The organism is Pradoshia sp. Z5_111 (assembly GCF_058267535.1).
The window spans coordinates 118,690-140,249 of record NZ_JBZCPQ010000002.1; the positions used below are offsets into that span (position 1 = coordinate 118,690).

The 21,560-nt window shown below is 39.1% G+C and carries 19 protein-coding genes, 1 other RNA gene and 1 pseudogene; 5 read left to right on the forward strand and 16 right to left on the reverse strand.

Annotated elements, in window-relative coordinates; genetic code table 11:
* Positions 1 to 198 precede the first annotated feature (198 nt).
* From ssrA to secG, 7 genes are all read right to left on the reverse strand, one after another.
* Positions 199 to 561: a transfer-messenger RNA gene (ssrA, locus tag AC4D4A_RS04910) on the reverse strand.
* 138 nt (positions 562 to 699) lie between these two features.
* Entirely contained in the window at positions 700 to 1,164 is a 465-nt protein-coding gene (smpB, locus tag AC4D4A_RS04915; protein WP_066106290.1) for an SsrA-binding protein SmpB, read from the reverse strand.
* Positions 1,165 to 1,232: 68 nt separating this feature from the next.
* Positions 1,233 to 1,610, reverse strand: coding sequence for a RidA family protein (locus tag AC4D4A_RS04920; protein ID WP_490994863.1), 378 nt, complete (start codon positions 1,608 to 1,610; stop codon positions 1,233 to 1,235).
* Between the two features lie 138 nt (positions 1,611 to 1,748).
* Entirely contained in the window at positions 1,749 to 3,131 is a 1,383-nt protein-coding gene (locus tag AC4D4A_RS04925) for an L-cystine transporter (RefSeq protein ID WP_490994864.1), read from the reverse strand.
* A 204-nt stretch (positions 3,132 to 3,335) separates the two neighbouring features.
* On the reverse strand, positions 3,336 to 5,711 hold the full coding sequence (gene rnr / locus AC4D4A_RS04930) for a ribonuclease R (protein WP_490994865.1): 2,376 nt from the start codon (positions 5,709 to 5,711) through the stop codon (positions 3,336 to 3,338).
* Positions 5,712 to 5,752: 41 nt separating this feature from the next.
* A complete protein-coding gene (locus tag AC4D4A_RS04935; protein ID WP_490994866.1) occupies positions 5,753 to 6,493 on the reverse strand; it encodes an alpha/beta hydrolase in 741 nt (246 codons plus the stop codon).
* A 140-nt stretch (positions 6,494 to 6,633) separates the two neighbouring features.
* Positions 6,634 to 6,852 carry a preprotein translocase subunit SecG gene (secG, locus tag AC4D4A_RS04940; protein ID WP_373925489.1) on the reverse strand — a complete coding sequence of 73 codons (219 nt, stop codon included), beginning with the start codon at positions 6,850 to 6,852 and terminating at the stop codon, positions 6,634 to 6,636.
* A gap of 178 nt (positions 6,853 to 7,030) precedes the next feature.
* Here secG and AC4D4A_RS04945 point away from each other — a divergent pair, with 178 nt between their 5' ends.
* Positions 7,031 to 7,564, forward strand: coding sequence for a hypothetical protein (locus AC4D4A_RS04945; RefSeq protein ID WP_490994867.1), 534 nt, complete (start codon positions 7,031 to 7,033; stop codon positions 7,562 to 7,564).
* Between the two features lie 89 nt (positions 7,565 to 7,653).
* On the opposite strand, the gene AC4D4A_RS04950 is transcribed toward AC4D4A_RS04945, so the two are convergent.
* Together AC4D4A_RS04950 and AC4D4A_RS04955 are read right to left on the reverse strand one after the other, a co-directional pair.
* A complete protein-coding gene (locus AC4D4A_RS04950; RefSeq protein WP_490994868.1) occupies positions 7,654 to 8,259 on the reverse strand; it encodes a nitroreductase family protein in 606 nt (201 codons plus the stop codon).
* 39 nt (positions 8,260 to 8,298) lie between these two features.
* Positions 8,299 to 9,147 carry a VOC family protein gene (locus tag AC4D4A_RS04955; RefSeq protein ID WP_490994869.1) on the reverse strand — a complete coding sequence of 283 codons (849 nt, stop codon included), beginning with the start codon at positions 9,145 to 9,147 and terminating at the stop codon, positions 8,299 to 8,301.
* A 173-nt stretch (positions 9,148 to 9,320) separates the two neighbouring features.
* Here AC4D4A_RS04955 and AC4D4A_RS04960 point away from each other — a divergent pair, with 173 nt between their 5' ends.
* Entirely contained in the window at positions 9,321 to 9,656 is a 336-nt protein-coding gene (locus AC4D4A_RS04960; protein WP_490994870.1) for a winged helix-turn-helix transcriptional regulator, read from the forward strand.
* A 111-nt stretch (positions 9,657 to 9,767) separates the two neighbouring features.
* Here AC4D4A_RS04960 and AC4D4A_RS04965 read toward each other — a convergent pair whose 3' ends face one another.
* Positions 9,768 to 11,390 carry an Ig-like domain-containing protein gene (locus AC4D4A_RS04965; protein ID WP_490994871.1) on the reverse strand — a complete coding sequence of 541 codons (1,623 nt, stop codon included), beginning with the start codon at positions 11,388 to 11,390 and terminating at the stop codon, positions 9,768 to 9,770.
* A gap of 208 nt (positions 11,391 to 11,598) precedes the next feature.
* Here AC4D4A_RS04965 and putP point away from each other — a divergent pair, with 208 nt between their 5' ends.
* The 3 genes and pseudogenes from putP to AC4D4A_RS04980 all read left to right on the forward strand — a co-directional run bounded on the left by putP (position 11,599) and on the right by AC4D4A_RS04980 (position 14,514).
* Entirely contained in the window at positions 11,599 to 13,065 is a 1,467-nt protein-coding gene (gene putP / locus AC4D4A_RS04970) for a sodium/proline symporter PutP (protein ID WP_490994872.1), read from the forward strand.
* Positions 13,066 to 13,238: 173 nt separating this feature from the next.
* A pseudogene (locus AC4D4A_RS04975) lies at positions 13,239 to 13,597 on the forward strand (beta/alpha barrel domain-containing protein); the annotation flags it as partial.
* A gap of 74 nt (positions 13,598 to 13,671) precedes the next feature.
* A complete protein-coding gene (locus AC4D4A_RS04980) occupies positions 13,672 to 14,514 on the forward strand; it encodes an aldo/keto reductase (protein ID WP_490994873.1) in 843 nt (280 codons plus the stop codon).
* Positions 14,515 to 14,560: 46 nt separating this feature from the next.
* Here AC4D4A_RS04980 and srtB read toward each other — a convergent pair whose 3' ends face one another.
* From srtB to gap, 6 genes are all read right to left on the reverse strand, one after another.
* The gene (srtB, locus tag AC4D4A_RS04985) at positions 14,561 to 15,307 is read right to left on the reverse strand and encodes a class B sortase (RefSeq protein ID WP_490994874.1); all 747 of its coding nucleotides are present in this window, start codon (positions 15,305 to 15,307) and stop codon (positions 14,561 to 14,563) included.
* Positions 15,308 to 15,504: 197 nt separating this feature from the next.
* Positions 15,505 to 16,800, reverse strand: a complete 1,296-nt coding sequence (eno, locus tag AC4D4A_RS04990; protein ID WP_066106229.1) for a phosphopyruvate hydratase — start codon at positions 16,798 to 16,800, stop codon at positions 15,505 to 15,507.
* Between the two features lie 53 nt (positions 16,801 to 16,853).
* On the reverse strand, positions 16,854 to 18,389 hold the full coding sequence (gene gpmI, locus AC4D4A_RS04995) for a 2,3-bisphosphoglycerate-independent phosphoglycerate mutase (protein WP_490994875.1): 1,536 nt from the start codon (positions 18,387 to 18,389) through the stop codon (positions 16,854 to 16,856).
* Positions 18,386 to 19,144 (reverse strand): triose-phosphate isomerase, encoded by a 759-nt coding sequence (gene tpiA, locus AC4D4A_RS05000; protein ID WP_490994876.1) that lies wholly within the window; start codon positions 19,142 to 19,144, stop codon positions 18,386 to 18,388. Before tpiA ends, gpmI begins: the two co-directional genes overlap by 4 nt.
* 36 nt (positions 19,145 to 19,180) lie before the next feature.
* Positions 19,181 to 20,365: a phosphoglycerate kinase gene (locus AC4D4A_RS05005; RefSeq protein ID WP_490994877.1), complete on the reverse strand. Its 1,185-nt coding sequence runs from the start codon at positions 20,363 to 20,365 to the stop codon at positions 19,181 to 19,183.
* Between the two features lie 170 nt (positions 20,366 to 20,535).
* Positions 20,536 to 21,543, reverse strand: coding sequence for a type I glyceraldehyde-3-phosphate dehydrogenase (gene gap, locus AC4D4A_RS05010; RefSeq protein ID WP_490994878.1), 1,008 nt, complete (start codon positions 21,541 to 21,543; stop codon positions 20,536 to 20,538).
* Positions 21,544 to 21,560 lie beyond the last annotated feature (17 nt).

Here is a 21,560-nt window from a genome sequence, read left to right on the forward strand (position 1 = left end):
GTCACCTTAACTGAAACCTAATAGTTGCCATTTTTTATTAGTTATTGAATTTAACAGATCAAAAATAAAAAAAGCCCGGTAAAAACCGAGCTTTCATCGTTAAAACATATTTCAACTAATTTTAGGAATAATTTCATTGCCAGTTTGGCAAAAGTATAATTAGAGTCATAAAAATAAAAAACCACCAAAATATGTATTTGGTGGAGACGGTGGGAGTCGAACCCACGTCCAAAGATAACGGCACTTATGCATCTACGAGTGTAGTCGATATATTGGCGATTCGCTGTGCCTTATGCCTATCGACAGGCGTCCGGACAGCTAGTCTGGTTATTCTCTTCCTTCTCCCTCAGACGGTGAGATCCGGCGTAGTCCACTAAAGTTGAGTCCCTTACCCTACCACATGGACGATGGAGGGAGGAACAGCTTATCGACTGTTATTAAGCAGCGAAAGCTAAGTTGTTGTTTTGTTTGCCAGTTATAGGCTGTGACGTTTTAACGAGGCCGATCCCCTCGACTCGCAACATAAGCTCGAACTACCCCTGTCGAATCCGTAACGTCCCCATGATAAGAATGTGGATCGCACGAAATGAAGAAGCGTACTTTGAGCGTTGCTTCTATTCAATTGTGGTACATAAGTAATTATAACATAATAAGTGTGAAATTCAATTGTAAGAACTTGGTGAGAGTACCAGCCAAAGCTTAACGCTGACGTTCTTTGAACGCTCGTTCGATTTCACGCTTTGCTTCTTTTCTCTTCAAGTCTTCACGTTTATCATAATTCTTTTTACCCTTACCTAAACCGATCAAAACTTTTGCAAAGCCATTCTTTAAATACAGCTTCAATGGAACAAGTGCATAACCCTGTTCTTTTGTTGAACCAATTAATTTACTGATTTCCTTATTATGCAAAAGTAGCTTACGCACACGTAACGGGTCATGATTATAGCGGTTACCCTGCTCATATGGGCTAATGTGCATTCCCATTAAGAATACTTCCCCATTAATAATCCTTGCATATGAATCCTTTAAGTTCACACGACCATTTCGAATCGATTTAATCTCAGTTCCCTGCAAAACAATTCCTGCTTCATAGGTTTCCTCGATAAAGTAATCATGGTACGCTTTTTTATTTTGGCCGATTACCTTTCCTGAACCTTTTGGCATATAATTGCCCCCTCTCTCTTTATATGGGTTAGGTGAATAAAAGAGCCTAATATCAGGCTCTCCTTTTATCATACTACAGCAATAGCTTCTATTTCTACAAGTCCGTCTTTTGGAAGCCGCGCTACTTCTACCGCACTCCTTGCCGGAAAGCTGCCGGTAAAGTAGGTTGCGTATACTTCATTAACTGCTGCAAAATCATTCATATCATTCAGGAAGACAGTTGTCTTCACAATTTGGTCCAAATTAAGACCTTCTTCGTTTAAAATAGCCTGAATATTTTTGAATGCTTGGTGAGTTTGTTCCTTCACATCTTCTTTTAATTCGCCCGTTTCAGGATCTAATCCTAGCTGACCTGATGTATAAATAAATCCATTCACTCGAATGGCTTGAGAATATGGCCCGATTGCGGCCGGCGCTTTAGCAGTTTGAATCGTAATCTTACTCACTTTAGTATTCCTCCATTTCGCTAAAATCCATACCTTTAGTATTCGATTGAAATGTCCTCTTATCCTTCCATCAGGAATGAGAATGCGGACTTAAAGAAAAAGGAAGGATGCAACAATTACGCATTCTTCCTTACTTTTTTATGCTTCAATTGAATTCATTTCAACCATTTTACCATTGTATACATCTTTGTTCAATTCACCCGTCATACGGCCGGTTACCAAACCTGCTGTTGCAGAACCGCTGACATTAAGAGCTGTTCTTCCCATATCAATTAATGGTTCTACAGAAATTAGTAAGGCTGCTATACCAATTGGCAGGTTCATACTGGATAATACGATTAATGCGGCAAAGGTAGCTCCTCCACCGACACCAGCTACACCAAATGAACTGATAGCTACAATGATGACTAATTGAATAAGGAAAACGGGATCTAGCGGATCCGGTGCAATCATTACAGCCAGCATAGCCGGATAAATTCCTGCACATCCATTTTGACCAATAGACGCTCCTAATGAAGAAGCAAAGTTAGCAATTCCTTCAGAGTTACCAAATTGTTTGGTTTGAGTCTCTATATTAATAGGAATAGCCGCTGCACTGGAACGGGATGTAAAAGCAAACGTAAGTAATGGACCCATTTTCTTAACATATTGCATTGGATTTAAACCGCTAAAGAATAATATAACTAAATGGATCAGGAACATCACGATCAATGCTACATACGAAGCAATAACAAATGTAGATAATTCTATGATTCCCTGTACATTTGTATTGGCAATGGTTGTAGCCATTAATGCTAAAATACCATACGGTGTTAAACGAAGAATCAACGTAACGATTCGCATGACGATTTTATATAAGGCATTAATGATTTTCTCAAATGTTTCAAATTCTGCAGGTGCCTTTCTTCTAACACCGATTGCCGCTATTCCAACAAATGCTGCAAAAATAACGGTTGCGATTGTAGAAGTAGGTCGTTGGCCAGTCAAATCAAGAAACGGATTTGTTGGGATGACCTGCAAAATACGTTCCGGAAAGCTTTGGTTCTCTACTTGAACCATTGTTTCTTCTAATTGAGCAGAACGCGCTTCCTCTGCTTCACCAGATTCAAGATGATCCGCTGATAAGTCAAACGTTAGGGCACTGCCAATTCCAACAGCAGCTGCTATAGCTGTTGTTAAAACTAGAACTCCAATAATCGAGAAGCTGATTTTTCCAACTCCAGCCTGCCCTTTTAAGCGAATGATAGCTGATATAATTGACACAACAATCAAAGGCATAACAATCATTTTCAAAAAGCTGACATACCCAGTTCCAACAATACTGTACCAGTTTTTCGTATCCGCTACTACAGCACTATCCGGATCAAACGCTAATTGAAGGAATACACCTAAAAGAATTCCTAATCCAAGACCTGTAAATACTCGTTTTGAAAAGGAAACATGTTTCTTTTGCATATAGAAAAGTACACCGACTAATGCTAACAAAATAAGTATATTTATAATAACTAAGGTCGTATCCATTTTCAATTTCTCCCCCTTTAATTCATACTAAATACATATGTATTATATAGATTGTACTGGTTAATGTACAGTATTATGACTAGACAAGCTGTTTTTCCTATAACCAACTATTCTTTTTTATCTATATACCTCGGCCTGGTAAATATAACCGCAAATCTTTCTCAAAGAAAAGAGAGCCAACATAAGTCAGCTCTCCTCTGCCTCTTATCGTTTTTTCTTCTTACCGGATTTACGCTTGGCAGCCGGTGCGTTTTCATAAAACTTCTTTTTCTTTCTCGGGCCTTTTTTATCGGAGCTTTCTCCAGGTTTACCTTTGCCCTGGCCTTTTGGACCGCGTTTGTCTCCATTTCCTCCCAGTGGTCTGGAAGAATCCTTGCGGCGGTTTTTACCCGGTTCTGCTTTAAATATACGTTTTTCACCGGAAACCCGTTCACGATTGTCTTTCATCCCAACAATTTCAAAGTCTATGGTACGCTCATCTTTATTTACATTAATGACCTTTACGGTGATCTCGTCTCCGATTCGGAAAACCTTAGCTGTACGTTCACCAATCATCGCATATTGACGGTCGTCAAAATGATAATAATCATCTGTCATATAGCTGACATGGACAAGTCCTTCGATTGTGTTGGATAGCTCAACAAACATACCGAAGTTTGTGACAGAGCTGATAATACCATCAAACTCCTCGCCCACTTTATCTTCCATGTACTCAGCTTTCTTCAGATCATCCGTTTCACGCTCAGCATCTACTGCCCGTCTTTCCATTGAGGAAGTATGCTGGGCGATCTCACCAAGTCTTTCATTCCATTTTTCCTGCGTCTCTTTGCTTAAATCTCCATTTATTAAATACGTACGAATTAAGCGGTGGACAATTAAGTCCGGATAACGGCGGATAGGTGATGTAAAGTGAGTATAATAATCTGTCGACAATCCAAAGTGTCCCAAGCTTTCAGGATCATATTTTGCTTGCTTCATGGAGCGAAGCATGACTGTCGATACGACCATTTCCTCCGGTTTTCCTTGTACTGCTTCAATGATTTCCTGCAAAGCACGCGGGTGAATGGAATTGGCTGTACCACGAACGATATAACCAAAGTTCACGATAAAGTCGAAGAACTTTCTCAGCTTCTCTTCATTTGGATCTTCATGGATCCGGTAAAGGAAAGGCACGTCCATCCAATGGAAATGCTCAGCTACTGTTTCGTTGGCTGCAAGCATAAATTCTTCAATTAATTTTTCTGCAACAGATCGTGTACGAAGAACAACATCGGTTGGTTCTCCATTCTCATCAACAAGAATTTTTGCTTCTTTAAAATCAAAGTCAATGGCTCCTCTGCGCATCCGTTTTTCGCGAAGAATTTCAGCCAATCTCTCCATTTCCTCAAACATCGGAACAAGCGGTTCATAGCGCTCAATTAATTCTTCTTTCTTATCAACAAGAATCTCATTCACATCTGAATACGTCATACGCTCCGTTGTTTTAATTACACTCTGGAAAATCTCATGGGAAACAACAGTTCCTTCAGAATCAATTTCCATTTCACATGATAATGTTAAACGGTCAACGCGTGGATTCAATGAACAAATGCCGTTTGATAGACGATGCGGGATCATTGGGATAACTCGATCCACGAGATAGATACTTGTTGCACGCTCTGCCGCTTCCTTATCAATTGGCGATCCTTCGGTTACATAATGAGAAACATCGGCAATATGTACACCCAATTTATAATTTCCATTATCAAGTCTCGTTACTGTAACAGCATCATCAAGGTCCTTCGCATCCGCACCATCAATCGTGACAATCGTTTCATTTCTAAGGTCACGACGATTGGCCAGATCTTTTTCATCTATGACTTCAGGTGTTTGATTAGCTTGTTCGAGTGCATCTTCCGGGAATTCTCCTGGCAAACCAAACTTATGAATAATGGATAAAATATCAACACCCGGGTCATTTTTATGCCCTAAGATCGTGATAACTTCACCTTCTGCCGACATTCTGCCTTCTGGGTAATTTGTTATTTTAACAACTACTTTATGACCTTCAACGGCACCGTTCTTCGCCTCATTAGGGATAAAGATATCATTAGCCATCTTTTTATCATCCGGGATTACAAAACCAATCCCTCTTGTTTCCGTGTATGTTCCTACGACATTCTGGACACCGCGTTCAATGATTTTAACAATGGTACCTTCCCGTCTTTGGCCTGATGACTGCGAAGAGACACGGACCATAACAATATCTCCATGCATCGCATTATTTAACTCATGCGGAGGAATAAAAATATCATCCATGCCTTTCTCTTCAGGTAGCACAAAAGCAAATCCCTTAGCATGACCGGATACCTTTCCTTTTACAAGGTTCATACGTTCTGGCAGTCCATAACGATCAGAACGAGTTCTCACGATTTGGCCATGCTCCTCCATATACACAAGAGCCTTAACAAAATCCTTGAAATCCCCGGAGTCTTCTACCCCCATTGCTTCTTCTAATTCTTGTACGGTCATGGGTTTGTAAGCTTCTTCTTTCATATAAGAATACAGCTTTTCTACATGTTGACGAATCATGTCATCCATCACAAACCCCTCCTTTCTTTCCTTTATCATTGATCTATCTATTAATTTGCCCAATCAAGACTCTCTAAAAACGCAAAGACATCCTGATGAAGCTGATCACGTTCTTTATCCAGTGTTATCACATGGCCTGATTCCTCATACCATTTTAATGTTTTTTGTTCAGTATTTGCAGAATTATAGATAATATTAGCGCTGTCTGTATTGATCATATGATCGTGGCGTGCCTGAGCCACAAAAAGCGGAACATCCACTTGATTCACGTGATCTCTTACATTGCCAATCAATTCTTGCAAGGCTTGCAGGGTATTCATTGGACGAAAACGATTCATTTCTTCCTCAATTTGTTCCTGGCTTTTACCTTCACGCTTTTTATACTGACGGGCATACTCAAGTACCCCATCATACATAACTTTTTCACTTTTTATATACATAGGTGAACACATGGTTACGATACCCTTAACAGGTACAGTGTAACCTAATTTCAAGGAAAATACCCCTCCTAATGAAAGGCCTGCTACCGCAATTTCCTTATGGCCCATTGCCCGCAATCGATCATAGGCTTTCATACAGTCCTTCCACCAATCAGTTGGTCCGGATTCTACCAATTCCTCCGGAGGTACTCCGTGCCCTTTATATTGCGGTGCGTGGCATGTATATCCCCTGCTTTCAAGATATCGGCCTAGCATCCTCACATCAGCGCTATTCCCTGTAAAACCGTGAAGCAATAAGACTGCTCGGTTTCCTCCCTCAAATGTAAATGGTTTTGGCTGAGTCAATTTCATATAAAAAATCTCCCTTTGTTAAAACTTATACTATGTACTATTAGTTTACGATGTTAGAGGAACAAAACGCCATTAATAAGAACGATTTACACATCAAAAAAGCCTGGCAAAGCTGCCAGGCAATGTTTGTTTTCGCACTATTACTTTGCAAAGAAAGAAACCAAAATGGTTAAAACAAAAAATAATACTGATAAAACAATAGTAGCGCGGTGTAAATATAAATCAAGTCCTCTGGCCTTTTGTTTACCAAAAAGCTGTTCAGCACCACCGGAAATTGCGCCGGATAAACCTGCACTTTTACCGGATTGCAGTAAGACCACAACAATTAAACTAATACATGTAATAACCAATAATACCATGAGCGTAGTATGCAACACGAACAAATACCTCCTAATTACGGTCTTATCAATACTATCACTTTACCATAACCACCTTTTTTTCACAATAACTAACAAGGAGGTAATAGTTAAATTCACCGCAGGCAGGGTATAATCAAATAAGAGGATTCAAAAACCCGTGACAGAGGGGGACATGATTATGTTTACCGATTGGTTATATAAAGCAAATTACATAAATATGATCGGATTTATATTTGGCAGTTTAATGATGTTCTTCGTATGGAATGCCCCCTTAATGGGAGCTCTTTTACTCGCGGCCGGTGTACTATTAATCATTTCTAAACTTAATGGAAGGCCATTCATCTATTTTATGACCTATTTGGTACATCTATGTTTGATTGGTTTATTGATTTTTGAACTCTTATCTATAGAATGGTTGTCTATTAACCCCATCCTTTTTGTAGTTTGTATAGCAGCACTGATTAGCTTAATAGCAGTCATTATCCGCTCGAATACGAGCACTCTAAGCCTCTTTTGGTTGGCATTACATATCTTAATACTTGGCTACGGATTCATTGGCGAAGGCACTTTCTGGTTGACTGTTTGGAGTCCGGGATCTGTCCAGGCAGTATTTAAAACCTTCTATTCTATATTAATCGCATTTTTCCTGATTGGCGTATTTTTGGATCGCTTTCAAAACGAACTAAGGAGAGAGTACCGCGATAGAAATTAAATGAAAAGACGCTCACTTTTTAGACCTCAAGGTAGATATACAATCTAACTTGAGGATTAAATTAAAAATGGAGCGTCTTTTTTGTTGATTTATTTATACACTTTCACACGATCTTCAATTGGATTGAATTGTTTTTCACCAGCAGGAGCAACTGGTTTACCAAATGGCATTTGAGCAGACAATCTCCAGCTTGCAGGTATATTCCAGGTTGCCTTCACTTCATCATCAATCAATGGATTGTAATGCTGAAGTGTAGCCCCTAATCCTTCCGCTTCAAGAGCTGTCCAAACAACGAGCTGCAGCATTCCGGAGGCTTCATTAGACCAAACAGGGAATTTATCTGCATATAGATCAAATTGTGACTGCAGACCCTCTATGACCGATTGGTCTTCAAAGAAGAGAATAGTGCCATATCCAGCATTAAACATATCCATTTTTTCCTGAGTGCCAGCAAAATTTTCGGCAGGTACGACTTTTCGTAATGTTTCAGTTGTAATACTCCAAAACTTATTACTTTGTTCTCCGAATAAGACGACTACTTTTGCGCTTTGTGAGTTAAAGGCAGATGGTGTATGCTTGACTGCAAATTTAACAATCTCCTCTACTCTTTCTTCAGAAATTACCTTTTCATTACTAATCGCATAAAGTGAACGTCTTTTTTCAATTGCTGATAAAAATGCATTTGCATTTGTCATGATTTATTCCTCCCCAATGTTTTTTTCATATCAATCTATTTAGACAGATAACCGAATAGATAAACCAAACGGATCTGTTGTTACCCAATTTCCACTCTCTTCTTGAACTTCAACACCCATTTCTTTCAATCGCAAAATCACTTCTTCTCTTTGTTCATGATTAGGATAATGAATAGTGAATGTTTGGAGTCCCACGCTTTCTTTTGAAGCAGCCGTTATATTCCTGCCATTCCATACATTTAAACCAATATGATGGTGGTAGCCACCTGTGGACATAAACAATGCCTGCCCCCCATAACGTGTAACTACATCAAATCCTAAACCCTTGCAATAAAATTCCTCCGCCAGTTCAAGATTGCCAATATGCAAATGAATATGCCCCATTGCCGTATCAGGCGGAAGGCCTTTCCACATCTTGTCTTCCCCTGCTGCCAATACTTCTTCTGCCTTCAAAGGCTCCGTAACCATATGAACCTCTTTGTCTTTCCATATCCATGAGGAAGCTGGGCGATCTACGTAAATTTCAATTCCATTCCCATCAACATCCTGTAAATATAATGCTTCACTCACATGATGATCTGAGGCACCCAATGGGTAATTGATTTTTGCGATATGATGCAAAAAGCTTCCTAAATCCGCACGTGAGGGCAACAATAAAGCAAAATGGTACAGCCCGGCTTTATGAGCCTCTTTTGGTATAACATTTTCAGGTTGAATTAAAGTTAATAATGGTGTTTCCCCATCAGTAGTTAAAACTGTGCGATTACCCTCTCTCTCGAGCACTTTAAAACCAATGATATTTTCGTAAAAGGCGAGCGATCTTTCCATATTGAGTACCTTCAATTCAAGACTTTCCACAAACGTATTTGATTTCTGATGAAAGTTCATTTTACTCTCTCTCCCAATTGGCAATTTATTTTTTAACTCCATTAGTATATAACTTACTTTATGTAAGTAATTATACTTTAGTAATAAATTTATATCAAGTAAATTATTTCCTATAAATAATTATATGATTTATCAATAATGCGATATAATATAGACCATAGGGGTGATGTAATATGAATCAATCTCACATTTGTCCTAAATTTGAGAAAGCTATGGATATCCTCAGCCGCCGTTGGTCAGGATTAATTATTTATCAACTGCAATCTGGTCCTCAGCGTTTCTGTACGCTGGAATCCTCAATTGGTATCAGTGGACGAGTACTATCTGAACGCCTAAAGGACTTAGAAAAACAAGGGATTGTCAAACGAGAAGTTTACCCGGAAACGCCGGTCCGAATTGAATATTCCTTAACAGAAGCAGGAGAAGCCATGAAGCCGATGATGCAATCCATTGCAAATTGGGCTGATGAATGGATGAAAAAAGATTCTCCAGAAACTGATCAAAAATAAATGCCGATTGCGCTCGCCGCAATCGGCTTTTTCTTTTTTCATGATTGTCATTCTTATCAGCCTGCAATAAAAAAGAGAATAAGAGGTTTCCCCTATTCTCCCATCCCATCATTACTTTTTAATCTTTACTTGCTTTGCTTTACTCGTATTTTTTGCTTTGTCTTTTGCCGTAACTGATATGGTTATATTTTTCTTCTGAGCTTTTATATTTACTTTAAAGGCTCCTTTGCTGTTTGCCTTTGCACTACCAAGCGTTTTACTTTTCACTTTTACCGTAACCGTCGCATTTGCTTCAGTTTTACCGGTAACAGCTTTGGTCTTGGTGGTAATGGCGTTTACTGTTGGTGCAGAAGGCGCAGTCTTATCCAACACTGTAATCGTTCGTGCCGAGCTCACATTCTTGGCTGCATCACTAGCTGTAATGATTAATTTGGTGCCTGCCTTTTGTTTCGCTATTTTAATCGTGTACTGTCCCTTTGTATTTGCCTTTATGAACCAGGACTTCTTGCCTGCCTTTACGGTAACCGTACTTCCTTTTTCTGCTTTACCGCTTACCGATGTAGATTTATCTGAAACTGAATTGACACTTGGCTTAGAAGGAGGAATTGCATCTTTTACCGTAATATCCTTTATTTCATGAATGATTCCCTTCGAATCCTTTGCGATTACTTTCAGCCTTGTACCCGCTGTTTGAGCCTTAATCTTAATTTTATAGGAACCCGCCTTCGTCGATTTAAAGGTACCAAGTTCTTTTGCTCCTGCTTTTACAGAAAGAATATATCCTTTTTCGACATTCCCAGTAACTGCTGTCGATTTATTCGTCACCGTGCCCGTTGTCAGGACATACTTGGAAAGATAAGCGGATGCGATATATCCTTTTGTTCCATTTGAGGTTTTAACCGGATACCAGACGAACTGATTTGCTTTTGTTTTAATTTTGTCATATGTCATTTTTCCACCAATTGTTAAGACTGTTCCTTTTGCTATAGTGGTTACTTTAGTTGATGAAGTATTTGGTTCTTTTCTCAAATTAACACTACTGTTTGTGATCACTTTGTTGTTCAAATTAAACTTAGAATGTGAAGTAGTGATTGGATTTGTTAATGTATAACTCAATTTGTTGAATTTAATATTTTTTTTACTGTTAGTTTCATAGGTAAAGTCTTTAAGTGCAAATGGATAATCTGTTAATGTTCTACCCCAAATTATGTCTTTTTCTATTTTGGAAAATACCTTTTCTTGATAAGCGGCTGTGTTCCTCTTTTTTGTTTCTTTAACAATCGGGCTATTAACTGGCTTTATACCATTGTAAGCCATTACAGGAAAATACCAGTTCTCAATCACATTACGGTCGGCGCCTTTAATTTTCGGGAGGTCTTTACGGTTGTAATTAGCACTGAGGATTTTGACACCCTGCTCAATATTGTATTCAATCTCATTTTTTAACCTACTCTGATCGAGATCTTTTTTATTGGTGATCTGCATGATACCAATTCCGCCATCTTCGGTTATAAGAGGCTGCCCCTTATCCGTGAATTGCTTCCATCCACTTTCCTGATTAGCAACTGCTTTAACAACCTCTGGAGGGATATTATGTTTTATCGCAGCTTCAGTCAACAACCTATTAATCTCTTGGGATGATGGATTGGTAGCTGCATTTGCCGAGGTGCTGGTTATAAAAAACCCTAATACAATCGTCAATAACAGACTGATTTTAAGCATATATGCTTTCATTTTTTATTAAACCTATCCTTTCATTAGAAACTATGTAACCAGTATCTTATAAGTCTACCTTTTTATTCAATAATTTAGTATTTTTATACACTCAAATAATAAGTGAATTATTTTAACTTTTCTGATAAACTAAATCAAACGATTTTGCTTCTAAATGGTAAGTAGAAAGTGCAGGACAAACTAGACAAGAGATAAAGGGGGAACACAGATGGATTATGCATTATTAACATCAGTCGTTATTTATATGATTTTAATGCTCGGAATCGGATATTTTGCCTATAAAAGAACATCCAATTTATCTGATTATATGCTTGGCGGCAGAACACTCGGACCTGCCGTAACAGCTTTGAGTGCAGGAGCGGCTGATATGAGTGGCTGGCTGTTAATGGGATTACCCGGAGCTATGTATCTATCTGGTCTTAGCGCAGCATGGATTGCCATCGGTTTAACTATAGGAGCCTGGGCAAACTGGATTTATGTAGCTCCCAGACTGCGTACGTATACTCAAATAGCCAATGATTCGATTACAATACCTGGCTATTTAGAGAACCGCTTTGGCGATACATCAAAAATACTTCGCCTGATTTCTGGACTTGTTATTCTAGTATTCTTTACTTTTTATGTTTCATCAGGCATGGTTTCCGGCGGTGTACTTTTCCAAAGTACATTCGGACTTGATTATCATACTGGATTAATAGTTGTTACACTGGTAGTAGTCGCATACACCTTGTTCGGAGGATTTCTTGCCGTCAGCTGGACTGACTTTGTACAAGGAATCATCATGTTCGTGGCACTGATCCTTGTTCCAATCGTCACTCTCATTGAAGTGGGAGGATTAGGAGAGTCCATTGATACAGCACGATCCATTAATCCGGCCTTATTAGATATTTTCAGAGGAACAACGATACTAGGCATCCTTTCTTCCATTGCCTGGGGACTTGGTTACTTCGGCCAGCCTCATATCATTATCCGCTTTATGGCTATTTCATCTGTTAAAGAAATTAAAAAGGCCCGCCGAATCGGGATGGGATGGATGATTTTCTCCATTATTGGTGCGATGCTGACTGGTTTTATCGGGATTACGTATTTTTCACAAACAGGCACTCCATTGGATAACCATGAAACAGTATTTATCGTTTTAGGCGAAGTATTATTCCATCCGATTATTACCGGATTTTTAATCTCAGCTATTTTAGCTGCCATCATGAGTACCATTTCTTCGCAGCTTCTCGTTACATCAAGCTCGCTAACAGAAGATATTTACAAAACATTCTTCAGACGATCAGCATCTGATAAAGAACTTGTTTTCTTAGGAAGATTGTCTGTTTTAATTGTCTCGATTGTCGCGTTATTTTTATCATGGGAAAAGAACTCCACGATCCTTGAACTGGTTGGTTATGCTTGGGCAGGCTTCGGATCATCATTCGGTCCGCTCATATTGTTAAGTCTCTTCTGGAAGCGTATGAATAAATGGGGAGCTTTGGCTGGTATCGTTGTGGGAGCCCTCACTGTTATTATTTGGTCTATCTTAGGTTTATCTGATACGCTCTATGAAATGATTCCTGGTTTTGGAGCAAGCACACTTGCTATCATCATTGTCAGCTTACTGACCGCTCCACCAAAGCAAGAAGTGAGTATCCAATACAAGCAATTTAATGAATTAATGAAACAATAGATAAAAAAGCATTGAGGAGAGCCTCAATGTTTTTTTATTGCCAACTAGCTCCATAATGACTGAAATCATCAACTTAAATCAACTACCACTTCTTATATCGTCATATTATCGCCATCTTTTTTTCTATGAAAGTGCTATAAATAATTTAACAATATGACTGTAATTAGAAGAAAGCTAAGCTCTGTAACCTCTATCAAATCCCTATATGCCGGGATGTATGACGATTACAGAGATGAAAACAGCATTGGAAGCTGGTGTTGATATTGTTAAACTATTCCCTGGCAATGCGTTTGGCCCAGGGTTTATAAAAGCCGTCAAAGCCCCTCTCCCTCAGGTCAATATAATGCCGACCGGCGGGGTGAGTTTAGATAATATCGAAGAATGGATTTCAAATGGCTGTGTTGCTGTTGGAGTCGGCGGCAATCTGCTAGCACCGGCCAAAACGGGTGATTTCGATAAGATTACTGAAATCGCAAAGCTGTATATTGAAAAGGCTGAATCAGCAAGAAAAAATAGGAATTCATTCTATTAACTAAGTTGAACAGTCATCCTTTATAATAAAAGAATAGTTAGAAAAAACCAAATTAGACAGAGGAGGATTCAGATATGCCAACAAATCTCAAAGATACAGTCACCTTACATAATGGCGTAGAAATGCCATGGTTTGGATTGGGCGTTTTTAAAGTTCAAGAAGGTGAAGAGGTTATCCAATCTGTTAAAGCAGCCATTCGAAATGGATATATCAGCATTGATACAGCTGCCATTTATGGTAATGAAGAAGGCGTGGGCCAAGCAATCAAAGAATCAGGTGTGCCACGTGAGGATTTATTTATTACAACAAAGCTATGGAATAGCGAACAAGGATATGAATCTACCTTAAAAGCCTTCGATGAAAGCATGGAAAAGCTGGGCTTGGATTACTTAGACCTTTATCTAATTCATTGGCCTGGTAAGGATAAATATAAAGAAACGTGGAAAGCCTTTGAAAAACTCTACAAGGATGGACGCGTTCGTGCAATTGGAGTAAGTAACTTCCTGATTCATCACCTTGAGGATTTAATCGCTACAGCTGAGATTAAACCAATGGTGAATCAAGTGGAATTCCATCCTCATTTAACATTGGAAGACTTGCGTGCTTACTGTAAAAAAGAAGGAATCCAATTAGAAGCCTGGTCTCCATTAAAACGAGGAGAGCTTTTGGACAATCCAGTTCTTAAAGAAATTGCTGAAAAGCATAATAAATCAGTTGCTCAAGTCATTTTACGATGGGATCTTCAACATGGCGTTGTAACGATTCCAAAATCGATCAAAGAACACCGTATCATTGAAAACTCTCAAGTGTTTGATTTTGAACTATCTCCTGAGGAAATGGACAGAATCGATCAGCTTAACGAGAATAGCCGTTCCGGATCTCATCCTGACACGATGAAAGCAGGATTTGAAGATTAATAATAATCAGGAGGCAGCTTATATATAGGCTGCCTCCTTTCTATTGTTACTCCGCGTATGCTCTCTCTTCTATTAATCTTGCATGAACCACCCTTCTTCCATCCTTTAAACCTTGACTGCACGTGGAGAGCGTTAAAATCTTATCCTTATCAGATAACGGTTCTCCCTTATAACTAAAATCTGACCTTGATCGTAGTTGGTTTATAAAAGAAAGATACTGTTCACTTGTTCCAAATTCTGTTTGGATATAATTAAAACGTGGATCTGTGTTATAAGTCGAGAAAACCTCCCACTTATAATAGCCAGTTTTCCCATAAGAGTTTATGTATCTATGCTCGTAAAGATAGTTTTCATCCTTGTATTTATTCAAATCATGAAACATCGTACCGTTCTTCATATTATGTCCATAAAGAATGATATGATTGTCTGCAAAACCTTCCTGATTGCGATAATCCATAAAAATACTTCCCTGAATGGATGAAGTATTGTTATAATCATGCGTTAAATAGTAACTGTTATCATCACCCTGTACAACCGGGTAGTCAATTGCTGTTCCATCAATGGTAATCCAACCAACAGTTTCATCATTCTTCTCTTCCAACTTAGAAAAATCAAACCTACCCGCATCAGGTATGGATATAGCCTCTTGTTTATCTAGATCCAATTGCTTCTCCAGCCTATACATTTGATATTCTTCCATCGCATATTGAAATAGATACACTCCAGACCAGCAAAAAATAATCAGAAGTCCTAAACCAAGTAACTTTGAAAAGATTGTACGACTGCGCTTCATGTTCTCAACACACCCACCAAAATTTTTTTAGTATAATTTAATTTTAATGAGTGATTTTTCAGAATACAAATTAATTGAGATAAAAACAAAAACCTCCTATTACGAATTACGTAACAGGAGGTTTTGTATGACATATCGTATTTTCTTCAATTCTCAAGCGTCCTTGGAATTTATGAAGAAAGTCTGCCTATGTCAAATTATTTTTTCAAGTTGTAGAAAGATTGAAGACCTTTGTATTCAGCTAAATCGCCAAGCTCATCTTCGATACGAAGAAGTTGGTTGTATTTCGCGATACGGTCTGTACGGCTCATAGAACCAGTTTTGATTTGGCCAGCGTTTGTTGCTACTGCGATGTCAGCGATTGTAGAATCTTCTGTTTCACCGGAACGGTGGGATACAACTGCAGTGTAACCAGCGCGTTTAGCCATTTCGATTGCATCGAAAGTTTCAGTTAAAGTACCGATTTGGTTAACTTTAATTAGGATAGAGTTAGCGATACCTTTTTCGATACCTTCAGCAAGCTTTTTAGTGTTTGTAACGAACAAGTCATCACCAACAAGTTGTACACGATCGCCAATGCGCTCAGTTAACAATTTGTGGCCTTCCCAGTCGTTTTCATCTAAACCATCTTCAATAGAGATGATTGGGAATTCGTTGATTAATTCTTCATAGAAGTTAACCATTTCTTCAGAAGAAAGACCATTGCGGCCTTCGCCTGCTAGATCGTATTTCTTAGTTTCTTTGTTGAAGAACTCAGAAGAAGCTACGTCCATTGCAAGGTAGATATCTTTACCAGCTTCGTAGCCAGCTTTAGTGATTGCTTCAATGATTACTTCAAGAGCTTCACGGTTAGAACCAAGGTTTGGAGCGAATCCACCTTCGTCACCTACTGCAGTGTTTAAGCCTTTGTCATGAAGAACTTTTTTCAAGCTGTGGAATACTTCAGCACCCATACGGATTGCTTCTTTAAAAGTTGGAGCTCCAACAGGCATGATCATGAATTCTTGGAAGTCAACGTTGTTATCAGCGTGAGAACCACCGTTGATGATGTTCATCATTGGAGTTGGAAGCTGTTTCGTGTTGAATCCGCCAAGGTAACGGTATAAAGGAATGTTTAGGTAATCAGCAGCAGCGATTGCAGCAGCCATGGAAACACCAAGAATTGCGTTCGCACCTAATTTACCTTTGTTTTCAGTTCCATCAAGGTCGATCATCGCTTTATCGATTCCAGCTTGATCAAGAACATGCATACCGATGATTTGTTCAGCAATGATATTGTTTACGTTATCTACTGCTTTTTGAACACCTTTTCCAAGGTAACGGTCTTTATCGCCATCACGAAGTTCTACTGCTTCGTATTCACCAGTGGAAGCACCACTTGGTACCATAGCACGGCCGAATGCGCCAGATTCTGTTTCAATTTCTACTTCAACTGTTGGGTTACCACGGGAGTCTAATACTTCACGTGCATAAACGTCAATAATAATTGGCATTAAATTTCTCTCCTTTTATTTGGAAAATAAAGTACTTTTATAGTTTGTACAACTTACTTTTTAATTAAAGATTTTCCTGTCATTTCTTTCGGTTGCTCTACATGCAATAATTCAAGCATAGTTGGAGCTAAATCACCCAGAATTCCACCGTCACGAAGTTCTACCTCTTTATCAGTGACGATCACTGGAACAGGGTTTGTTGTATGTGCTGTCATCGGATCTCCATCTGGAGTGATTACCTCATCAGCATTACCATGGTCAGCTGTGATAATGGCTTTACCACCCATAGATAGGATTTTATCGACGATTTTTCCAAGGCATTCATCCACAGTTTCAATTGCTTTGATTGTTGGTTCAAGCATTCCGGAGTGCCCAACCATATCAGGGTTAGCAAAGTTTAGGATGATTGCATGATGATTATCTTCATCCAATTCCTTCATAAGGGCTTCAGTCACTTCATAAGCGCTCATTTCAGGTTTAAGGTCATACGTGGCAACCTTTGGAGAATTAATCAAAATACGTTTCTCACCTGGGAATTCAGCTTCACGTCCACCACTCATAAAGAAGGTAACGTGTGGATATTTTTCAGTTTCGGCAATGCGAAGCTGTTTTAAGTTGTTTTGTGATAAGACTTCACCGATTGTGTTATCCAGATTTGTTGGTTTAAATGCAACATATCCTTTAACAGTTTCACTAAAGTGAGTCAAGCAAACGAAATACAAATTCTGCGGGAATCCAGGACCTCTGTCAAAGCCTCGGAAATCATCATTTGTAAATACGTTTGAAATTTGGATAGCACGGTCAGGGCGGAAATTATAGAAAATAACAGAATCATTATCTTCAATTTTCGCCACGGGCTGTCCATCAGCTTTCGTGATAACAGATGGTAGAACGAATTCATCAAAAATCCCATTACGGTAGGAATCCTCTACTACTTCCATTGCGGAAGAATAAACAGGTCCTTCACCATACGTCATGGAACGATACGTTTTTTCTACACGATCCCAGCGTTTATCACGGTCCATGGAGTAATAACGTCCAGAAATAGTGGCGAACTGGCCGACACCAATTTCTTTAAACATATTTTCAGTTTGTTGAATGTATTTTTCAGCAGTTTGAGGACCAACATCACGTCCGTCTAAAATGCCATGTACATAAACATTCGTAAAGTTTTCCTTAGCACACAAGCGAAGTAATGCAAATAAATGCTGAATATGGCTGTGTACTCCACCATCAGATAATAATCCCATTAAGTGAAGAGCCTTATTACTTTCTTTCGCATGTTGAATCGCGCCTAAGAAAGTTTCATTCTTTTCGAATTCACCTTCACGAATCGCAAGGTTTACTCGAGTTAAGCTTTGATAAACAATCCGGCCTGCACCGATATTTAAATGGCCAACTTCTGAGTTACCCATTTGTCCCTCCGGCAAACCAACTGCTAAGCCACTTGCTGTCAGGTGATTATGTGGATACTCTGCCCAATAACGGTCAAAGTTAGGCTTTTTAGCCTGTGCCACAGCATTACCCTGTGTTACATCTCGAGATCCAAACCCATCGAGAATGATTAACGCTACTGGTTTCTTACTCATTTAGAAACAGCCTCCAATAATCCTAAGAAAGAAGTTGGTTCAAGGCTTGCTCCGCCAACTAAAGCACCATCGATATTATCTTCTGAAAGATATTCTTTGATGTTTTCAGGTTTAACAGAACCGCCATATTGAATCCTAATTGCTTCTGCCACATCAGTTGAAAAGCTATCAGCGATTGTTTGACGGATATGACCGCAAACTTCATCAGCATCAGCTGCTGTGGAAGACTTTCCTGTACCAATTGCCCAGATTGGTTCATAAGCAACAACTGTTTTCTTAGCTTGTTCTTCAGTTAGGCCCTGAAATGCCTTTTTAATTTGATCAGCTACAAGAGCTTTCGTTTCACCAGCTTCACGCTGCTCCAAAGTTTCCCCACAACACACAATAGGGATTAAATTGTGCTTAAAAGCAGCTAATGTTTTCTGGTTAACTGATTCATCTGTTTCATTGAACATTTCACGACGTTCGGAATGTCCAATGATAACATAGTCTACCCCTAAATCAGAAAGTGCTTCCGGGCTTACTTCACCCGTATATGCGCCACTTTCTTTAAAGTGCATATTTTGTCCACCAACTTTAAGATCCGTTCCTTTTGTTGCTTTTACAAGCGATTCAAGAAATAGCGGAGAAGAACACACAACCGCATCCACTTTTTCTGGAGAAGGAATGGAACCTTTAACTTCATCTACAAATTGTAAAGCTTCGCCAACCGTTTTATTCATCTTCCAGTTTCCTGCGATAATTGGTTTACGCACTTTTCTCATCCTCTCGTATGTGTCCGTATAATGTATTTATTTGTCGTTTAACGCTACCACACCAGGAAGCTCTTTACCTTCCATAAATTCTAAGGAAGCACCGCCTCCAGTAGAGATGTGGCTCATTTTATCCGCAAGGTCGAACTTTTCTACTGCCGCAGCTGAGTCCCCACCACCAATTACGGAGTATGTATTTTCCGCATTTGCAAGTGCTTCTGCTACTGCTTTTGTACCGCCAGCGAATTTATCAAATTCGAATACACCCATTGGTCCATTCCAGATCACGAGTTTGGAATTTTTAATAGTGTCTTCATATAATTTTGCAGTCTTTGGTCCGATATCAAGCGCTTGCCAATCAGCTGGAATCGCATCAATATCTACCACTTTAGACTCTGTATCAGGTGAAAATTCTTTTGCAATAACCGCATCCACCGGCATTAAGAAGTTAACACCTTTTTCTTTTGCTTTATCCATAAAGGATTTAGCCAATTCAATCTTATCTTCTTCTAAAAGAGATTGACCAATTTCATAACCTTGAGCCTTGATGAACGTATATGCTAGTCCACCGCCAATGATTAGGTTGTCCACTTTCTCAAGAAGATTATCAATTACACCAATTTTATCTTTTACTTTTGCTCCACCAATAATTGCTGTGAATGGACGTTCTGGATTAGATAGAGCTTTTCCAAGAACTTCTAATTCTTTTTCCATAAGCAATCCGGCTACAGCAGGGATATGTTTTGCAATTCCTTCTGTGGAAGCATGCGCACGGTGAGCTGCACCGAATGCATCATTTACATACACATCTGCAAGATCAGCAAATGCTTTTGCCAATTCTGCATCGTTCTTTTCTTCACCAGGATAGAAACGTACGTTTTCTAGAAGAAGTACATCGCCATCTTTCATCTGCCCGATTTCAGCTTGTACAGCTTCTCCGTATGCTTCATCCGTTTTCTTAACATCTTTGCCAAGCAATTCGCCTAAACGCGCAGCAACAGGAGTTAAGCGTAACTCTTCTTTTACTGCACCTTTTGGACGGCCCAAATGGCTTGCAAGAATTATCTTTGCGCCTTTTTCAATTAAAAGTTGAATAGTCGGTAAAGCTGCACGAATTCTTGTGTCATCTGTTACTTTGCCATCTTGCATTGGTACGTTAAAATCAACGCGGCAAAATACTTTTTTTCCTTGTACATCAATGTCTTTAATCGATTTTTTGTTCACTTAAATGAACCTCCTTTAAAATAAGGGACCAGCTAAAGACTTAATCAGGTCTGCCCAAACTCTGATTAATTGCCGTTAAAATAAAACAGGGAGAAAGGGGAATTTTCCCCTCTCCCCCTTAAACAAATTCATTATACCTTTAATAAGGTTTTCTATCTACTACGTAAAGATTAAAGACCTTTTTTAGCAATGTAAGCTGCAAGGTCAACTACACGGTTGGAGTAACCAGTTTCGTTATCGTACCAAGAAAGTACTTTAACCATGTTGCCTTCCATAACCATTGTAGAAAGAGCATCAATAGTAGAAGATTGAGTAGTTCCATTGTAGTCACGAGATACTAATGGAAGTTCGCTGTACTCAAGAACTCCTTTTAATTCACCTTCAGCAGCTGCTTTCAATGCTGCATTGATTTCTTCTGCAGTTGCTTCTTTTTCTAATTCAGCAACAAGGTCAACAACAGAAACGTTTGGAGTTGGTACACGCATAGCCATACCGTTCAATTTACCTTTCAATTCAGGTAATACTAGAGCAACAGCTTTAGCAGCACCAGTAGTTGTAGGGATCATGCTTTCAGCAGCAGCACGAGCACGACGGTAGTCTTTGTGTGGCAAGTCTAAGATTTGTTGGTCATTTGTGTAAGAATGGATTGTAGTCATCATTCCGCGTTTGATACCGAAGTTATCGTTCAATACTTTTGCAAATGGAGCCAAGCAGTTTGTAGTACAAGATGCATTAGAGATTACATCATGGTTAGCTGCGTCATACTTATCTTCGTTAACACCCATAACGATTGTGATATCTTCATCAGATGCAGGTGCAGAAATGATAACTTTTTTAGCGCCAGCTTCAAGGTGTTTTGCAGCATCTGCGCGTTTAGTGAAACGTCCAGTAGATTCTACAACGATATCTACTCCAAGATCTCCCCAACCAAGTTGAGCTGGATCTCTTTCAGCAAGAACTTTTACACGTTGTCCAGCTACTACTAAGTAGTCTCCGTCAACTGTTACTTCTTGATCTAAAGTTCCATGAACGGAATCATATTTTAAAAGATGCGCAAGCATTTTTGCATCAGTTAAATCGTTAACTGCTACAACTTCTACTTCCGGATTATTTAACGCCGCACGGAATACGATACGTCCAATTCTACCAAAACCATTAATACCTAATTTTACTGCCATTAGAAGGTTCCTCCTTT